Source organism: Moraxella cuniculi, assembly GCF_900637105.1.
GTDB classification, from domain to species: Bacteria; Pseudomonadota; Gammaproteobacteria; order Pseudomonadales; family Moraxellaceae; genus Moraxella; species Moraxella cuniculi.
In genome coordinates this window covers 1,031,651-1,049,178 of record NZ_LR134343.1, presented here as the reverse complement: position 1 = coordinate 1,049,178, position 17,528 = coordinate 1,031,651, and the positions used below count along the sequence as shown (strand labels likewise).

The window sequence follows — 17,528 nt, the reverse complement described above, 5'->3', positions numbered from 1 at the left end:
CCCAAAACAAAAATTAAAATTAGGCCTGTGGTGGCTGTTTGTCATTATCAGCCGCATCAGCTTGCTGGGCAGCTTGTTGCTTCGCCTGCTCAAGCTGTGCTTGTCGTCTGGCAATGGCAGCTTCTTCATTTTTGCGAAGTTGGTCAAGCACCGCCTGCTTTGGCCCATCCATCACCACTTTGCTGTCGTCCATGATGATGATACGATTTACCAAAGCAAGCAATGCAGGCTTGTGCGTGGATAGCACCAAAGTCTTTTGGGGATCTTGAAACTCTTGTGCCAGCACCTGAATACACTGCTGTTCTTGGGCATTATCCATAGAAGCGGTCGGTTCATCAAGCAACCACACCGATGGCTGGGTCAGCACCAGCCGAGTAAATGCCACCAGTTGTTTTTGTCCACCTGACAAGCCTTTGCCGCCCTCGCTGATGTTCAAATCCAGACCGCTTGAATGCCCTGACACCAACCGAATCAGCCCCGTTCTGTGCAATGCTCGGCTCAGCACATCATCAGACGGAGTCGGCATACCGATAAGCAAATTATCCCGAAGCGTTCCCTGAAATAGACGATGGTCTTGTTGCAAATATCCAACCTGATCACTTAGGCTCTCACGGCTGATTTGAGAAATGTCCAAGCCATCAAGCAAGATATGCCCAGAACTTGGTGCGTACAACCCTGATAGTAATTTTAGCAGCGTTGATTTGCCAGAACCAATCGCACCCAAAATCGCCACTCGCTCGCCTGCTCTGATGGTCAAATTTGGCACTTGTAACGCAGGTCTGTCATTATCAGGATAATTAAATGTCAATTGGTTGCACTGATAATTGCCATAAATTTTTGATGGCGACAAAGGATAGCTCACGCCCTGATTGTCCTGCTCAAGCTTAAACAAATTCTCAATATTCATTTGAGCTGCTTTGGCGTGCGAATACTGCACCAACATATTTGGTGCATTCATAATCGGAGCCAGCACACGACCGCCCAAAATGGTCGATGCAATCAAGCCACCCATGGTCATATCGCCCTGCATTACCACATAAGCACCTGTAATGACAATGCTGATATAGCTAATCTGTTGTAGCATCTGCACTGTGTAGTTAAGGTTGTCATTGGCATGACGCATCTTTAGGTCGTTTTGGGTGGTGATATTCATGATATTTAGCCATTTGGACAAAAATTTCCAATTGCCCGACCCTGCCTTAATGGTCTCAATGCCCTCAACCGCCTCAACCAAAATCCCTGTTTTTAGATAAGAAGCCTGTGCACCTTCTTGGGCAGCTTGGTTGATTTTTTTGCGACTATAAAACCCAAGCAGCAGCCCAATAATCGCAGCAATTAGCGGTACAGCTGCAACCAGCGGCGAGGCAATGACAGCGATAAGAAAGACAAATATCAAACTCATCGGAATATCTACCAAAGTAAACAGTGTGCTGGCAGTAAAAAATCCTCGCACCTGCTCATAACCCCTTAGCTGTGCCGCCAACGAGCCGACAGAATTTGGCATTCTATCAACACGAACCTTGAGCAATCGCTCAAACACCGAGCGAGACAAATCCTGATCCATGCCCACCACCATGCGATCCATCACCCGCGAGCGAGCAAATTTCATGAAAGTCTCAAACAAAATCATCAACGCCACGCCCGAGCTTAGAATAATCAGCGTATATTCACTGCGTGTTGGAATGACGCGATCATACACCTGCATCGAAAACAGCGACACCGCCAATGCCAATAGGTTGATGATAAAAGAAGCAATCATTGCCTCAATGACAATGCCCTTATGCTCAATAATACTCTCGCGTAGCAACTTGGTAAAGGTGATGTTTTGTCGCTCATCAGTCTTGGCATGAATGTCAATTTTTGCCACCAAATCAAAATCGCCACTGCGGCAGCGATGCGTATTTTCCTGCTGAACAAAAGACCAGTTGTCTTGTTCAAATTGTACAATTCGCCCAAAACCCAAGGATTTATGATGAGCAATCAATGGCATAAATGCAGCATCAGGTGCTTGCAAAATCTCTATGCCACCATCAATGCCCAGAGCCTTTAACATATTAAAAACAGCAGCATCTGGCGTAGGGGCTGTCAATACCGTCTCAAGACTGGACTGCAAGCGGTTTTTGTCGACAGGGTATCCCTGCTCTTTTAAGAGAATGCTGACAGCATACGCCAATTCTTGAGGATTGCTGCCTTGATTGGTTTGCACCGCATTTGATGGGAGCGACATGGTTTGATTCCTTAGGGCTGATGATAATTCATCAAAACTTTACTACAAAATTATTAATACTTAATATTAAATATCTCAACAATCACCAAATTCATTGGCTTGGCGTGTCATCTGTAGACACAGGTTTGGGGCAGATTTCTGCATTTTGACACTGCTGATTTTGTGCCACTGCCTTGATTGTTTGGGTGATTGTACGCTGCTCACCTGCTGCATAAGGCTGGCTTGGCTCATTTGATGGCACAGGCGACAAAGCAGCTGATGCCTCATCTGACTCATCAGCAAATACCCACTCGCCTTCTGCCAGCGGTAATTGTCTAATCATCGGCTCATCGGTTGGCAATACCGAAGCAGGATAGGCCACACCATCTGACGCATCATCGCCTGCTTGATTTGATAAATTATCAATAGGTGTATTTGGTACAAAATGGCTTAATTCATTTTTTAGATAGCCAAATGGGCTAAACTCAACCACAGGTTGCTGTACAAATTCAATGCCCTGCTGCTGCCATGGCATCAAGGCAAAATCCACTTGCAGTTTATAAAAATTTGCCACCATCTGTGCCTGAACCTGCCGCAGCTGCTGCTCGTATTGCGATTGCTCTCGCACGGCATTTAGCACCTCAAGCCAGCTTTTGCGACCTGCAATAAATTGTCGGCGATAAGAATTTAGGACAATTTGTGCACCCGCCACCGCTGCCGTCAGGGACAATTCCTGATCTCTGGCACTGATGAACTGCTGATACTGCGTCTGGATATTCTCCATGACGGTGCGTCTTGATGCCTCTTGGCTTTGTACCAAACTTTGCACGCGTGCCTCAGAGGCTCTGGACAGTGCCACATTCGAAAAACCCGCACCGGGTGAATAGTTCAGCCCCAGTGCAACCTTATCCTCAAAGCGATTGTTGCGATGATTATAATCGGTCTGGTACTGCACATAGACCGTTGGCATTTGTTGGGCTTTTTGTGATTTAACCGCATAGCGTGCCGAATCAATCTCGAAGCGTTGGCGAATGACCGTTGGGTGATTTTCGCTCACTTGCGAAAAGGCAAGCTGACCGTAGTTTTGCGATTGATCTTTGGCATATTGTGCCAACTGGGCGATGGTGGCACCATTTGGTGAACCAACTGGCACGCCGATGATTTGCTGCAAGCGTGCCTCAGCGATTTTTTGCTGCTCGATTGCTCCTTGTAGGGAATTTTGGTCTTGCAAGATGCGGTTTGTTACCAAATCCAATTCAATTTTTGCCGACACGCCTTGACTGACACGACGCTGCATCATCGCCTCAAATTCTGCCAGCTGTTTTAGGTTATTGACATACAATTCTTGTAGCGACAAGGCATAAATATAGCTTTGCCAAATATCAATGGTGTTTTTGGCAACTTCATTTTGTCGCTCCATGATTTTGGCAGTTGCCGCCTTATCATCATTGATGGCACGATTGGCATCGGCTTTGAGCTTGCCGCCTGACCAAATCGGCTGGCTGACAGCAAAGCGAGTAACCGTGCCGTCATCACCATTGTATTGCGATGAGATGGTCGGTGTGGGCAAATAACCCAATTTGGCTGCAGTTACGCCCTCTTTGGTCGCCTGCTGGTCGGCAACGGCCGAACCAACCAATGGGTGAGTCTGCACCGCCAAAGTGATTAAATCATTGATTTGCAAAGGATTAACATTGGCGGACGCAGGCAAACAAGCCGCACCAATAAGTGCCGCCACCAAGCTACCAAGTCGCAATTTTTTCGTTGCCGAAGTCATCGAGCATTTATAAACAGATACGGTCATTATCCATACTCACACAATTTGGCAAAATCCGTCAAATTGCTTGTATAAAATTACTTAAAATCACACCGCCAACAAGCAGTGCAACCGTTTTTGAAGTGATTGTCAGTGATTGTTCTGATTACATTCCAACTGACTATTATACCAAATTCTACAATTTTTTTTGGGTTTTATTGATGGTTTCACAAATTATATACAATAGCACAAGCAAAAACAGCTAACAGATTGCTGATTTTGTGCAAGCATGGCTGGCATATATCGGATTTGCCATCGGCAAGCTGCCATTTATCAAGACAATGCAAACTTTATCAGCCCAGCCAATTATGCTATACTATATCAACAATCAATAACATAACGCCATGCGACTGCCTATATTTCTTTGGGCAATGTGGCCTTGCGATTTTATTTTGCTCATGAGTACCACACCACCGACCAAACCTCGTGCCAATCAAGGCAATTTTTTTAAACGCTCGCCACTGATGAGTGCATTGCTACTTTTGGTTATGCTAAGTCTATTGGTGATTAGCATTGTTTATTTGCTGTCCCAGTACAAGCCAAAACCTGCCGATGAACCAAAGCCAGTTAGCAGCAATCTGCAAGTTCAGCCACTAGAGCCTGTTTCGCTTGAGACGCTCAATGATGATAATGTCGCAAACCCAGACGCACAAACAGACGAACCGCCGAGCGATGCTGACAATCAAAGCGACAAGCCGCTGACAGTGCAAGATCGCCCAAGTGATGGCTCCGCAGAGATCACCGCCCAAGCAGCCACCCCTGCACAAGCTGACGCTGCCGCCAAACCTGCTCAAAAGCAGTCCACCAACAAAGCAGCCGCCAGCACCCCTGTCAGTGCTGATGATCTGTACCTGCCATCTCGCCAAAACACCGCTACTACAGCCGCCAGCACTGAAATCTATGACGCTCAGGCAGCACAGCAAGCAGATGCGATTGATGAACAGCTATCCATCGCCATTAATCAAGTTCGCCGCCTGAATGAAGAAAAGCTCGCCAAAGCCCTAGAATCGCAACCACAAAGTCAAACGCCACCAGTTGAAGAAGTCAGTACCGATAATCCCTAATCAATCTCATTGATTGATGCGAATCGCCACCTGATTGGCTTGCACCGTTGCCCCAGCCAGCACCGAGCGGGCCACCTGCATTTGTCTTTCATCAGCAAAGCCTGAAAAGCGATACTCAAGCCCACGATCCTTGACAATCAGCCAGTTGCCCACCTGTTCAATCTTGGCATCATCAGCCAAAGTCAGTGCAATCTGATTAATACTAAATCGCTTGGGTGTCAGTATCAGCTCACCTTGCGTGAAGCAATGCTGAGATTTTGCCCTATGTTTTTGGATATTAAACCCAAACATCAGCACCGCAAAAACAAACAGACTGCCGATGGCGTACGCCACAGGCAATGCCATGCACGCTATGGCGACAACAATGCCAACCAGCACCAGCGACAACGACCACCAAAACAGTCGGTTATCTGCCCGACCATCAAGCCGAATAATCACACCATCATCGCAGACTTTTAGCATATTACCAGCCCAATGCTTGTTTTTGGGCAGTGATAATTTCAGCAATGCCAGCTTCGGCTAGGCTTAGCATGGCATCTGCCTGCTGCCGAGAGAATGACTTATCCTCTGCCGTTCCTTGAATTTCGATAAAACCGCCCGCCTGCGTCATCACCACATTCAAATCCGTATCACAAGTTGAATCCTCAGCATAGTTCAAATCCAACAATGCTTCAGAATTTTTGATACCAACCGACACAGCAGCCACCAAGCCTGTCAGCGGATCTTGGCTAAGTTTTTTATCACGCTGCAAGCACTCCAAGGCATCAATCAACGCCACAGCTGCACCGCTAATGCTGGCAGTGCGTGTGCCGCCATCGGCCTGAATGACATCACAGTCAATATAAATGGTGTTTTCGCCCAATTTTGACAAATCCAGCATGGCACGCAACGAGCGACCGATTAACCGCTGAATCTCTTGGGTGCGTCCTGATTGCTTGCCACGAGCAGCTTCACGCTGTGTGCGTGTGCCTGTGGCACGAGGCAGCATACCATATTCGGCAGTCAGCCAGCCCTTGCCCTGCCCCTTTAACCAGCGTGGTACGCCAGCTTCAATACTGGCTGTGCATAGCACCTTGGTATCACCAAAGCAAACAAGCACCGAACCTTCGGCGTGCTTGGTATAATGGCGGATAAATTGAATGGGGCGAAGTTGATTGTTGGTACGGCCGTCAATACGCATAATGATTCTCGTTAAGTTGTTTGTATGGCAATCATTTTACCAAGTTTGGTATCAGAATACAAAACAAACCTGCCAATTTTTCATGGCAGGTTTGTATTCTTGGCATCATCGGTCAAATGGCCGATGCTGATTATTTGCTCTCTTCAAGTTTACGCAGCTCTTTGCGTAAAATCTTGCCAACATTGGACTTTGGCAGCTCTGAGACAAACTCAATATATTTGGGGCGTTTGTAACCTGTTAGGTTTTCTTTTGCCCATTCACGCACCTCTTCGGTGGTCAAAGAAGCGTCTTTTTTCACCACAAAGATTTTTGGCACTTCGCCACTGTGCGAATCTGCCACCCCAATCACTCCACATTCAAGGATTTTTGGGTGTGATGCCATCACTTCCTCAACTTCGTTTGGATAAACATTAAAGCCTGATACCAAAATCATGTCTTTTTTGCGATCGACAATTTTTACAAAGCCTTTTTCGTCCATGATGCCGATATCTCCAGTGCGGAAATAACCATCTTTGGTGGTAACTTTGGCGGTTTCATCATCGCGTTTCCAGTAGCCTTGCATAACCTGTGGGCCTTTGGCACAAATTTCTCCTGCCTCGCCCAAGGCAACTTCATTGCCCTCGTCATCAAACAGCTTAATGTCTGTTGCAGGGAATGGAATGCCAATTTTGCCCGTATAGCCACCCGGTGGATTTAGCGTCAAGACAGGCGAAGTCTCTGACAAGCCATAGCCTTCAACGATGTAGTTACCTGTCAAACGCTCCCATGACTTGGCGGTGTCTGACAGCACCGACATACCACCACCTAGGGACAAACGCAGGTTACTGTGGTCCAAGGCTCTAAAGCCATCATGATTCACCAAGCCATTAAATAGCGTATTCACCGCTGGGAAAAATACGGGCTTATATTTGGCAAAATCCTTGCACACTGCGGCAAAATCACGCGGATTGGTGATAAGCAGCATACTAAAACCCAATTTCATGCCAAGCAGGCCACAGGCGGTAAATGAGAAAATATGATAAAGTGGCAAGGCAACCGCAATGTATTTGCCCGATAGGTCTTTTTCTGGAAATACCTTACTTACAAAAGGTACGCACTGCTCAACATTTGAGGCCAAATTACGATGGCTAAGCATCGCTCCTTTTGCCACGCCTGTCGTACCGCCTGTGTATTGCAAAGCAGCAATCTCATCAAGCTGCAACTCTGGGCGGGTATAATTGGCAGCTGGCACGACATTAAGTGCATCTTTAAAACTGATATGACCCGGAATATTCCAATCAGGCACCATTTTTTTGACATGACGCACCACGGCATTGACCAGCAAGCCCTTTAGCCCCAGCATATCACCAAGCGAGGCGACAATCACATGCTTAACCTGACCTTTGTTGGCAACCTTCTCAAAAGTATGGGCAAAATTCTCAACGATAAACAACGCCTTTGCTTCAGAATCATTTAATTGATGCTCAAGCTCATGAGAGGTGTAGAGCGGGTTGACATTGACAAGCGTAAGACCTGCTCGCACAATACCAATCATTGCAATCGGATATTGCAAAATGTTCGGCATCATCACCGCCACTTTGTCGCCCTTGGTCAGCCCCAAAGACTGCAAATAGGCAGCAATTTGGCGACTGTAATTGTCCAGCTCGCGATAAGTGATGGATTTGTCCATGCAGGTGAATGCCACACGCTCACCAAAACGAGCAAAGGCTTGCTCAAAAATATCCACCAACGAATTGATATTATTCGGCAGGCTAAAATCAAACTCAATGCCATGCTCTTGATAAGTCTTATACCACGGGACATCTTTTGATACGGTGAATAGTTGCTCAGTCATTGTCTTTCCTTAAGTTTGCTTTTGTAAAATCCATCATCAAGGTGATGATTGCGTATGAATGGTTTCATTGTGTTTCAATGACATCTAAGCAATGTCATTACTGTCAATCTAACATAAGATGGCAAATTAAACAAGCCTTTTATCCACAAAAACCACAAAACGCCACAAACAACCAACCTTATCAGTCCAGTGCCGTTTATGCCAATGCTCGCAGCTCTTTTCTTAGGATTTTGCCCACATTGGATTTTGGCAATTGCTCAACAAAAACAATGTGCTTGGGGCGTTTGTAACCTGTGAGGTTTTGTTTGCACCACTGCTTGATGGCATCGGCTGTCAAGGCAGCGTCTTGCTTGACAATAAACGCCTTGATTGCCTCGCCGCTATGCTCATCAGGCACGCCCACCACCCCGCATTCCAGCACGCCTGCACACGCTGCTATCACCGCCTCAACTTCATTGGGATAGACATTAAAGCCAGACACCAAAATCATGTCTTTTTTGCGATCGACAATCTTAAAATACCCCTGCTCGTCCATCACGCCAATATCCCCTGTGCGAAAATAACCATCAGCAGTCATCGCCTTGGCTGTTTCGTCATCGTGCTTCCAGTAGCCCTTCATCACTTGCGGGCCTTTGGCACAAATCTCACCAGCCTCACCTTCTGCCACTTCATTGCCTTCATCATCAAGCAAAATAATATCAGTTGAGGGAAACGGAATGCCAATTTTGCCTGTATAACTGCCCAACGGATTAAAGGTCAGCACAGGTGAGGTCTCTGACAAGCCATAGCCTTCAATGATATAATTACCAGTAATTTTCTCCCAATTGGCAGCCGTGCTGGGCAGAACGCTCATGCCACCGCCTAAGGATACTTTTAGGTTACTATGGTCAAGCTCCACAAAACCCTTGTGATGCGTCAAGGCATTAAACAGCGTATTCACCGCTGGGAAAAATTGCGGACGGAATTTGCCAAACTGCTTGGTCAAATCGTCCAAATCTCGTGCATTGGGAATCAATAACAACGCAAAACCCATTTTCATGCCAAGCATCGCCACCATGAACGAAAAAATATGATAAAGCGGCAAGGCAACCGCCATATATTCGCCATGCTGATAAGGGTTATTAAAGCCTGTTTTGACATAAGTCATGCACTGATAAACATTGGCAATCAAATTGCCATGAGTGAGCATCGCTCCTTTTGCCACGCCTGTCGTACCGCCTGTGTATTGCAATATCACCACATCATCAAGATTCACCACAGGCTTGGTATAAGGGTGCGATGATTTTAAAATTTCCTTAAAATTTACTTTATTAGGAATGCAAAAATTCGGCACCATTTTTTTGACATATCGCACCACAGCATTAATCAGCAAGCCTTTTAGCCCCAGCATATCACCAACACCTGTAATAATCGTGTGTTGAAGTTTGGCTTTGTTCTTGACCTGTTCAAGCGTATGGGCAAAATTCTCAACAATAAATAACACTTTGGCATCGCTATCTGCCAGCTGATGCTCAAGCTCGCTTGCGGTATAGAGTGGATTGATATTCACCAGCACAAATCCTGCTCGCACAATCCCCATCATGACCGCCAAATATTGTGGCGTGTTTGGCATCATCACCGCCACTTTGTCGCCCTGCTCAAGCCCAAGCGATTGCAAATAGGCGGCGATTTTTAGGCTAAGTTTATCAAGCTCATCATAGCTGATGTGCTGCCCCATAAAAGTGATGGCACGCTGCCCACGATTGGCACGAAAATTTTCATCAAAAAAATCAAGCAGCGAATTTATCCCTTTGGGCATATTCAGCTGAATATCCAAGCCATGCTGGCGATAGGTCGCCTGCCAAGCACGGTTATCAGGGGTAACAAATCCAGCATAATCAGTCATGATAAATCCTTACATATTTATAAATCAGTAGCCGCACGGCGATTATTTGTGGTGCAAAAATACATTCAGCACGATTATCTTATACCATATCGCATTGTGGCAGTTTTGGCAAATGTTTTGGGCAAATTTGCCAAGCAAGAGGCAGTCGCTTAACCGCCCTGCACATTAATAATCACCACCTCTGATTGCGACCCCAAGCGAAATGGCACCGCCCAAAAACCAAATCCTGAGGTAACAATATAATTCCCCTGTCCGATTTTTTGTATGCCGTAGTCCATAAAATGCACAATTTTGGTAATTAAGTTCGCTGGAAAAATCTGCCCCTTGTGCGTATGACCTGCCAATTGCAAATCTATCGGCAGCTGCCCTTGATGCTCAAACTCACTGGGGCGATGCTGTAGCATAAACACAGGCTTACTGCTGTCAATCTCTTGTAATAACTGCTCGGCACTTTTGCGATTTGTAATGACATCGTCTTTGCGACCAATCAGATAAAACCCACTGTCCAGATACACAGATTCGTCTTCTAGAACCTTAAGCCCAGCTTGGCTTAGGGCTTGGCGAATCCTATCAGGCTCGACCATATAATCATGATTGCCCAAAGCAGCATAAACGCCAAGCGGTGCTTGTAATTGCCGCAAGTTTTGTTGTAAATTTGCCGATTCATAGCCCTCAAGCGTATCATCAATAATATCACCAGCCAGCACAATCACATCAACTTGTTGTTCTTGGAAAATCTGCACCAGCTTATCAATGGCGGCCGCACCCACCAAGCGACCCAAGTGCAAATCACTCACCAAGCCAACACGAATTGGACGCACAAAGGGCTTGTTGATTTTCACATCGTACGAAACCAGCTTGGACGTATGGGCATTGTACCAACCAAGCCCCAACAAACCAGCAAAAATCAGCAGATAGGTGGCTTTTGACCAGTGATTGCTGCCACTGCCAATAATCTTTTGCAAGCAAAAAACCACCGCACTGGCAAAAAAGGAAAACAACAACAAAGTCATCACCAGTGCAATAAATTTAAAATCCACCCCAAACTTGCGTAAAAATGCCAAGCCAATCAATGAGTTAATTGCAACAAATGCCAGCACAGTCAGCCACCGCCTGCCATGCGATTGTAGATTGGCAAGCCAAATCACAGTCTTGACAAAACCATAAGTCAGCAGCTGTAGCAGAATAATCGCCGCCAAAAAAGTAATATAATAACGAAGTGGCATCACTGATTTTCCCAAATTAGATTAAGTTTATCTGTCAGCATGGCAACGCACGATACCAACTGCTTGGCGATGGTTGCTTTTGCGGCTTTTGGCAATTGCACCTTGCTGCGTGCGTATTTTTTTGCAAAAAACACCGTCATGGCATTGTCATCACTGCCAAAGCCAATGCTGCTGTCTGAAACATCATTGACCGCTATCATGTCTAGATTTTTGGCGTCAAGTTTGTTTTGGGCATAAGTTTCGCCGTCTTGGGTTTCGGCAGCAAAACCTATCATCAGAGCATTGGGGAATTGTTCTGAAATTGTCGCCAAAATATCAGGATTTTTTATTAATTCTAAGGTCAAGCCATCACTGCCAGCGGTTTTTTTGATTTTTTGACTGGCGATATTTGCCATCTTAAAATCCGCCACCGCCGCTGTTGCAATAAAAATCATCTGCTCATCATCACGCATTTTGGCTTGGCAGGCTGCAAGCATCTCGTCAGCCGTGCCAACATCAATCCGCTCCACCCCAAACGGTGTCTGCAATGCCACACGGCGACCTGCTATCAGGCTAACTGTTGCCCCAGCATCATGGCAGGCTTTGGCAAGTGCAAAGCCCATTTTGCCAGATGAATGATTGGACAAAAATCGCACAGGGTCAATCGGCTCAAGTGTCGCCCCTGCGGTAATGATGACAGTTTTGCCAGCCAAAGTCTGGGCGGTGTTTTGGACGGTTAAAAAGTGAAGGATTTGCTCACACAACTGCTCAGGCTCAGGCAGTCGCCCTGCTCCGACATCACCACACGCCTGCTCGCCACTGTCAGGGCTGATGATATGGTAGCCAAATTTGTGTAATTTTGCCAAATTATCCTGTACGATGGCATTTGACCACATCTGCTGATTCATCGCAGGAGCAAGCAAAATCGGTGCATTGGTCGCCAAACACACCGTTGTCAGCAGATTGTCCGCCAAGCCAGCAGCCAGTTTACCGATGGTATTGGCAGACGCTGGGGCAATCACCACCACATCCGCCCACTTAGCAAGCTCAATATGCCCCATGCCAAGCTCGGCAGTCTCATCAAGCAACTCGGTATGCACCGCCTGCCCTGTCAATGCCTGAAAGGTCAGCGGTGTAACAAACTCACACGCCGCTTGTGTCATCATCACACGCACGCTACAGCCTGCCTTGATAAGCAGGCGAGCCAGCACTGCTGATTTATAAGCAGCAATGCCGCCTGTGATGGCAAGAAGGATTTTTGGATTGGTCAAATCAGTCATGGCAAACGCCCAAAATATAAATGGTATATTATAGCGTATTTTGAGCAGACAGGGAAAGTGAATGTATTTTATCTAGCAAAGCAAATAAAATCGGTGATTTATTATTTAATTTTTATAAATAAATATTATTTTAAAATTAAGCCGATAAATCTTGAGCAATAGTTATATTCATATCTCTTTGCGGTAAATTTATAATGCCCAAACCGTCAAAATGCCCAATGTCAATTTGATGACAGTGCCATTTTTATGGCCGATATTTACAAAGAAGAAATTTTGCACAATAACGATATGCTCGCACATTCACCAAAACACATACCGCACGACCATCGCAAAGCACATCAGCACAATCACAGGACGGATAAATTTTGCCCCACCTTTTACCACCAACTGCGAACCAAAAAACGCCCCAATCACCTGCCCTGCCATCATTATCAGTCCAATCTGCCACAGCACCTGACCGCCTAAAATAAAGAAAATCAAGCTGGCAATATTGGTAGCAAAATTCAGCAATTTGGCGGTGGCAGTAGCACGGATTAGCTCCATGCCACGCAAGCTGACATTTGATAGAGCAAAAAAAGTTCCTGTTGCTGGCCCCAGATAGCCATCATACAGACCGATGAGTGGCACGATGGTTTTTTGCCAAGTTTGCTGGCTGATTTTTGGACGACGCTCAAGCTCGCCAAGATTGGGGGCGATCAGCGTATACAACCCCACTGCCGCCACCAAAAAAGGAATGATAACTCTTAGTGCCTCAGGTGGTGATAATTGCACCAAAATCGTACCAATCGCTGAGCCCACAAACGCCATTATCAGAGCCATCTTAATCTGGCGTGGGCTGATGAGCCGCTTTTTTATCATGGTTAATGATGCCGAAAACGACCCTGCAGCTGCTTGTAGCTTATTGGTTGCCAATGCCGCTACAGGATTGATACCCGTTAAAAGCAGTGCAGGAATGGTTAAAAGACCACCACCCCCTGCCATCGCATCAACAAAACCTGCAATCATCGCCGCAAAAAACAGCACCGCCAATATATCCGCACCAAATGTCATCAACCAAACTCACTTGCCAGCATTATAATTTGGCGAGCTATCGCCGCCTTTGGCTTGTTATCATACAAAAGCACGCCGAGATTCTCAAGTGATTTGTGATTTGACGATTTGTTAAATAATCTTATTAAATATGTGGCGGTTTGTATCATTATGGTTTATGATAGTTTATCCTCCAGATAATTCTGCACATCAACTGTTGATTCTTTGGCGGATTTATCTTTAACACAGTAGCCTTATTGTTGATTTATAATATAATATTATTTTTATAATAAATAATTTTAATAAATTAATCATAAGCATTTCACTTAAGGACAAGCTTTATGTTGTCTATTTTTAAACTATATTTTCAATCAAACCTACTCATTCGTATTTTGCTCGCTTTGGTTTTGGGGGCGATTTTTGGTTTGATTTTTCAGGATTCGCCAACCGTTTTGGCAATTTTAAGCCCTTTTGGCGAGCTGTTTGTTCGTTTATTAAAGATGATTGTCGTGCCTGTTATTGCTGCCACCTTGATTGTCGGTGCAAGCAGCATTACGCCATCACAGCTGGGTCGCATTGGACTAAAAACCATGCTGTACTACATCATCACTTCTATTTTTGCCATTTTAATCGGCTTGGGCGTTGGTACATTGCTAAAGCCCGGCTTGGGTCTGCAATTGACCGCACAATCTGCCGTTGATGGCAAGGCTGCCGAGGCTCCAAGCATGCTCAATGTACTGCTAGAGATTGTACCAACCAATCCAATCGGCGTGATTGCTGATGGACAAGTGTTGCCGATGATTTTTTTCTGCTTGATGTTTGGTATCGCCTTGGCGTTTGGGCGAGACAGCAGCGATGCACAAATCCAAAAAAGCTCCGATACCGTCTATGCTTTTGTTGATGGTGTCAGCCAAGCGATGTTTCGAATCGTCGGCTGGGTAATGCAATACGCACCGATTGGCGTTTTTGCTTTGATTTTTGTTGTTTTTGCCAAAAATGGTACTGCCGCCTTTGGTTCCTTGGCTGGCGTAACTGCTTCGGTTTATCTTGGGCTGCTGCTGCAAGTTGCCTTGGTATATTGCATAAGCTGTGCGATTTTTCGGCTTTCTCCATGGATTTTCTTAAAAAAAGTGCGTCCTGCGATGATTACCGCCTTTGTTACTCGCTCATCTGGAGCAACTTTGCCTGTGTCCGTACAAAGTGCCGAGAGCATGGGCGTGCCAAAGCATATTTATAGCTTTGGGCTGCCTGTTGGCTCAACCATGAACATGGACGGCACAACGGTTTATCTTGGCGTGTGTGCGATATTTATCGCCAATGCTGTCGGTATGCCACTCACGCCTGAGCAGATGATGACCGTTACGCTGACCACCGTGCTGGCTGCAGTCGGTACAGCTGGCGTGCCAGGTGCAGGGGCGATTATGCTGCTGATGGTGCTAGAATCCATTGGGTTGCCTGTTGAAACAGGTTCGGCAGTTGCCATTGCCTATGGCATGATTTTGGGCATTGAGGCACTGCTTGACATGGGGCGAACTGCGATGAATGTGGTTGGTGATATCGCAGGTGTTGCCATCGTTGCCAAGCACGAAAAATCACTTGATGAAGCCACATGGCGTGCATGATTCATCTTGCAATCTGTTGGTTAAACTGCCAACAGATTGACCGTCCATCGTTGCTTTTTTAATTTAACGCACGATTGCCAAGCACTCTGTAGCACAACTGATATTTATCACAATGCCAGCAAGCCTTATGCCAAGCTGGCATTTTACCCAACCTCCTATCCATTACCCAATCAGCCAAATCATTGATTAATACAAACTCAAGACCTTTACCAAGCCAATTTACCCATTGCTAATAATCACCACAGCCTTTAGCCAACTTTTTTGTCAATATCAAAAATATCCCCAAACCCATTCAATAAAATGTTCTAGCCGTTTTGGGAGGTGTTTGCGTTGGGGATAGACAATCCACGCGGTTTTGGCAGGTGGAGCGAGATGAGGAAGGACGGTTTGGAGTTGCCCTGTGGCTAAATAAGGGGCGACCAGTAGCGTGGGCATTTGCACAATGCCAAGCCCTGCCAAGGCACAGTGCAATAACGCATTGGAATCATTCACGAGCGTTTTATTTGGCAATTTGAGACGAATATTTTCGCCTTGTTGCAAAAAATGCCAGCTCATTATTTTGCGTTGTTTGCCCGAAAAATAATGCACCGCCCTATGCTGTTGCAACTCATCAAGTTCGGTGGGCAAGCCGTTTTGCTGTAAATAGTGGCTTGTGGCACAAGTCGTCATCGCAATCGGGGCAAGGGGGCGAGCGATGTAACTGCTGTCGCTTAATTCGCCCAGTCGCAAGGAGCAATCTAAGCCCTCATCAATCAAATTGCTCAGATGATCCGACACCGACAAAATCAACTGAATTTGCGGATATTTTTGGTAAAATTGCAGCAAATGGGCGATCACAAAAGGGGCAATGGCAGAGGGCAGTTCAATGCGTAATTTGCCCTCGGCTTGACGGCTGGCGGAGGACAAATCGTGAAAAGTATCAGCCAATTCCGCCAGCAGGCTTTGGCTTTTTTCATAAAACGCCTCGCCTTCTGCCGTCAGCGAAATTTTACGGGTGGTGCGGTTGAGCAGGCGTGTGCCAAGCTGATGTTCAAGGTATTTGATCGCTTTGGAAACCACCGAAACGTGCAGATTTAACTGCTCGGCACATTTGGTAAAACTGCCCGTCTCGACCACCAGCACATAAATTTGTAGGGATTGTATTCTGTCCATTGCCATTCTCGTTAAAAAGATCGCCTCATCATAAACTTTCCGCCAGCTGCATCAATCACTTGTAGCGAGCCGTTTTCAATCAAGGGGCGAACCTGTTGCCACACTTCGCTTGCGGTTAAGCCGAAGGCGGCTTGAATTTCAAGCGGTGAGATCGGCGGATGTTTTTGCAAAAGTCTAAGGCTTGGGGCGAAAAAGTGGGCACAGACGGCATAATTTGCCCACCAGACACCTGCCGAATCGCCATCGCAAAATCCGCATAAGTCAGCACGCCCGAACGCAATAGGCGTTTGCCTTGATATTCAAACAGATAAGCTGGCAAACCTCGCACGCCCACCTCATTTAAAAAGGCAAAATCGCGTTCAAGGGCGAATTGTGCCGAACCATCTTGATAATGCTGTAAAAACGCCGTGAGATCAATATCGCACTGTTTGACGACTCGCACGATTTCATCAAATTTGGTGGTGGGGCGACATTCCGCCACGGTCGCAAAGCGTAAGCGGTACAAAAACGGCTCGGCTTTGCTCGCACAGGCAAGCTCGACCGCTTTATATGCCAGATTAAGCGGTAGCGATGAGGGGCGTTCGGGCGAAAACAGCTCAAGATGATCCATTTTGATCGGTATTCCGCTAATGCTTTGCTCGCTTTGATAGATTTGTGCCAGCCGTTTGTTGTAGCGGATAAACGCCTTTTCTGCCCCCTCTTTAAAATCATCTGGGATCATAAAATCCGCCACATTTCGCACCAAGTAGCTAATTATCGGGCGAAAGCGGATCTGCTCACCAAAATGGCTTTCCACTTGGCGGAAAAACGGCTCACTCTCATACGACAGCCCCATCATCGGGTCGGTAAATTGGTAAATAATCAGTGGGTTTTGCATAAATTTTGCCCTAGCGTTCAAGATATTGCCCTGCCACGCCCCACGCAGTGATGTCCTCAAAATGCAGATAAATGCGGTGTGGAGCAATCTGTAAAATGTCGGTAAGGGACTCTGTGATCGCCGCCGTCAATTCAGGGTAGCCCCAGTGCTGTTCGTTGGCAAACAGGCTGATTTTGACATAGGCGACAGGGTGCTGATTTTCGCCAGCAAGGTAAAAACGGCATTGATCTTGTAGTTCCAGCAATAAATTTGCCTCAGATTTATAAGGGACGACTTCGATCGCTTTGCCCAGTGCGGTTTTTAGGGCGGTCGCTTGGGTAGCATTGAGCGACAGGTTGGTTTTTAAGGTCATAAATGGCATAGAAAATCCTCGTTACA

At 46.2% G+C, this 17,528-nt stretch carries 15 protein-coding genes; 2 read left to right on the top strand and 13 right to left on the bottom strand.

Translation table 11 applies throughout. The features are described 5' to 3' along the window. Window positions 1–19: 19 nt before the first annotated feature. Both EL162_RS04865 and EL162_RS04860 read right to left on the bottom strand, forming a co-directional pair. A complete protein-coding gene (locus tag EL162_RS04865; RefSeq protein WP_076554282.1) occupies window positions 20–2,227 on the bottom strand; it encodes a type I secretion system permease/ATPase in 2,208 nt (735 codons plus the stop codon). 91 nt (window positions 2,228–2,318) lie between these two features. Then, window positions 2,319–4,010, bottom strand: coding sequence for a TolC family protein (locus EL162_RS04860; protein WP_227543437.1), 1,692 nt, complete (start codon window positions 4,008–4,010; stop codon window positions 2,319–2,321). Window positions 4,011–4,420: 410 nt separating this feature from the next. Here EL162_RS04860 and EL162_RS04855 point away from each other — a divergent pair, with 410 nt between their 5' ends. Continuing rightward, on the top strand, window positions 4,421–5,086 hold the full coding sequence (locus tag EL162_RS04855) for a hypothetical protein (RefSeq protein WP_126330503.1): 666 nt from the start codon (window positions 4,421–4,423) through the stop codon (window positions 5,084–5,086). A gap of 6 nt (window positions 5,087–5,092) precedes the next feature. On the opposite strand, the gene EL162_RS04850 is transcribed toward EL162_RS04855, so the two are convergent. The 7 genes from EL162_RS04850 to EL162_RS04820 form a co-directional block, all read right to left on the bottom strand. Next, window positions 5,093–5,548: a hypothetical protein gene (locus tag EL162_RS04850; protein WP_126330501.1), complete on the bottom strand. Its 456-nt coding sequence runs from the start codon at window positions 5,546–5,548 to the stop codon at window positions 5,093–5,095. Window position 5,549: 1 nt separating this feature from the next. Beyond that, entirely contained in the window at window positions 5,550–6,266 is a 717-nt protein-coding gene (gene rph / locus EL162_RS04845; RefSeq protein ID WP_076554274.1) for a ribonuclease PH, read from the bottom strand. Window positions 6,267–6,396: 130 nt separating this feature from the next. Continuing rightward, on the bottom strand, window positions 6,397–8,100 hold the full coding sequence (locus EL162_RS04840; protein WP_126330499.1) for an AMP-binding protein: 1,704 nt from the start codon (window positions 8,098–8,100) through the stop codon (window positions 6,397–6,399). 196 nt (window positions 8,101–8,296) lie between these two features. Then, complete coding sequence (locus EL162_RS04835; protein WP_126330497.1) at window positions 8,297–9,985, bottom strand: AMP-binding protein; 1,689 nt, start codon at window positions 9,983–9,985, stop codon at window positions 8,297–8,299. Between the two features lie 149 nt (window positions 9,986–10,134). Then, entirely contained in the window at window positions 10,135–11,211 is a 1,077-nt protein-coding gene (locus EL162_RS04830; RefSeq protein ID WP_126330495.1) for a metallophosphoesterase, read from the bottom strand. Continuing rightward, window positions 11,211–12,470 carry a bifunctional phosphopantothenoylcysteine decarboxylase/phosphopantothenate--cysteine ligase CoaBC gene (gene coaBC / locus EL162_RS04825; RefSeq protein ID WP_126330493.1) on the bottom strand — a complete coding sequence of 420 codons (1,260 nt, stop codon included), beginning with the start codon at window positions 12,468–12,470 and terminating at the stop codon, window positions 11,211–11,213. Before coaBC ends, EL162_RS04830 begins: the two co-directional genes overlap by 1 nt. A 300-nt stretch (window positions 12,471–12,770) precedes the next feature. Further along, window positions 12,771–13,520, bottom strand: a complete 750-nt coding sequence (locus tag EL162_RS04820) for a TSUP family transporter (protein WP_126331670.1) — start codon at window positions 13,518–13,520, stop codon at window positions 12,771–12,773. Window positions 13,521–13,840: 320 nt separating this feature from the next. Between EL162_RS04820 and EL162_RS04815 the strand changes: the two genes are divergently transcribed. After that, entirely contained in the window at window positions 13,841–15,121 is a 1,281-nt protein-coding gene (locus EL162_RS04815; protein WP_126330491.1) for a dicarboxylate/amino acid:cation symporter, read from the top strand. Between the two features lie 270 nt (window positions 15,122–15,391). Here EL162_RS04815 and EL162_RS04810 read toward each other — a convergent pair whose 3' ends face one another. The 4 genes from EL162_RS04810 to EL162_RS04795 are packed head-to-tail and all read right to left on the bottom strand — an operon-like array spanning window position 15,392 to window position 17,511. Further along, window positions 15,392–16,273 (bottom strand): LysR family transcriptional regulator, encoded by an 882-nt coding sequence (locus EL162_RS04810; protein ID WP_126330489.1) that lies wholly within the window; start codon window positions 16,271–16,273, stop codon window positions 15,392–15,394. Window positions 16,274–16,284: 11 nt separating this feature from the next. After that, window positions 16,285–16,443 (bottom strand): winged helix-turn-helix transcriptional regulator, encoded by a 159-nt coding sequence (locus EL162_RS10390; protein ID WP_126330487.1) that lies wholly within the window; start codon window positions 16,441–16,443, stop codon window positions 16,285–16,287. Next, window positions 16,389–17,150 carry a DsbA family protein gene (locus EL162_RS04800; RefSeq protein ID WP_126330485.1) on the bottom strand — a complete coding sequence of 254 codons (762 nt, stop codon included), beginning with the start codon at window positions 17,148–17,150 and terminating at the stop codon, window positions 16,389–16,391. The genes EL162_RS10390 and EL162_RS04800 overlap by 55 nt, the downstream gene beginning before the upstream one ends. Window positions 17,151–17,160: 10 nt before the next feature. After that, window positions 17,161–17,511 (bottom strand): phenylpyruvate tautomerase MIF-related protein, encoded by a 351-nt coding sequence (locus tag EL162_RS04795; protein ID WP_126330483.1) that lies wholly within the window; start codon window positions 17,509–17,511, stop codon window positions 17,161–17,163. Window positions 17,512–17,528: the final 17 nt, after the last annotated feature.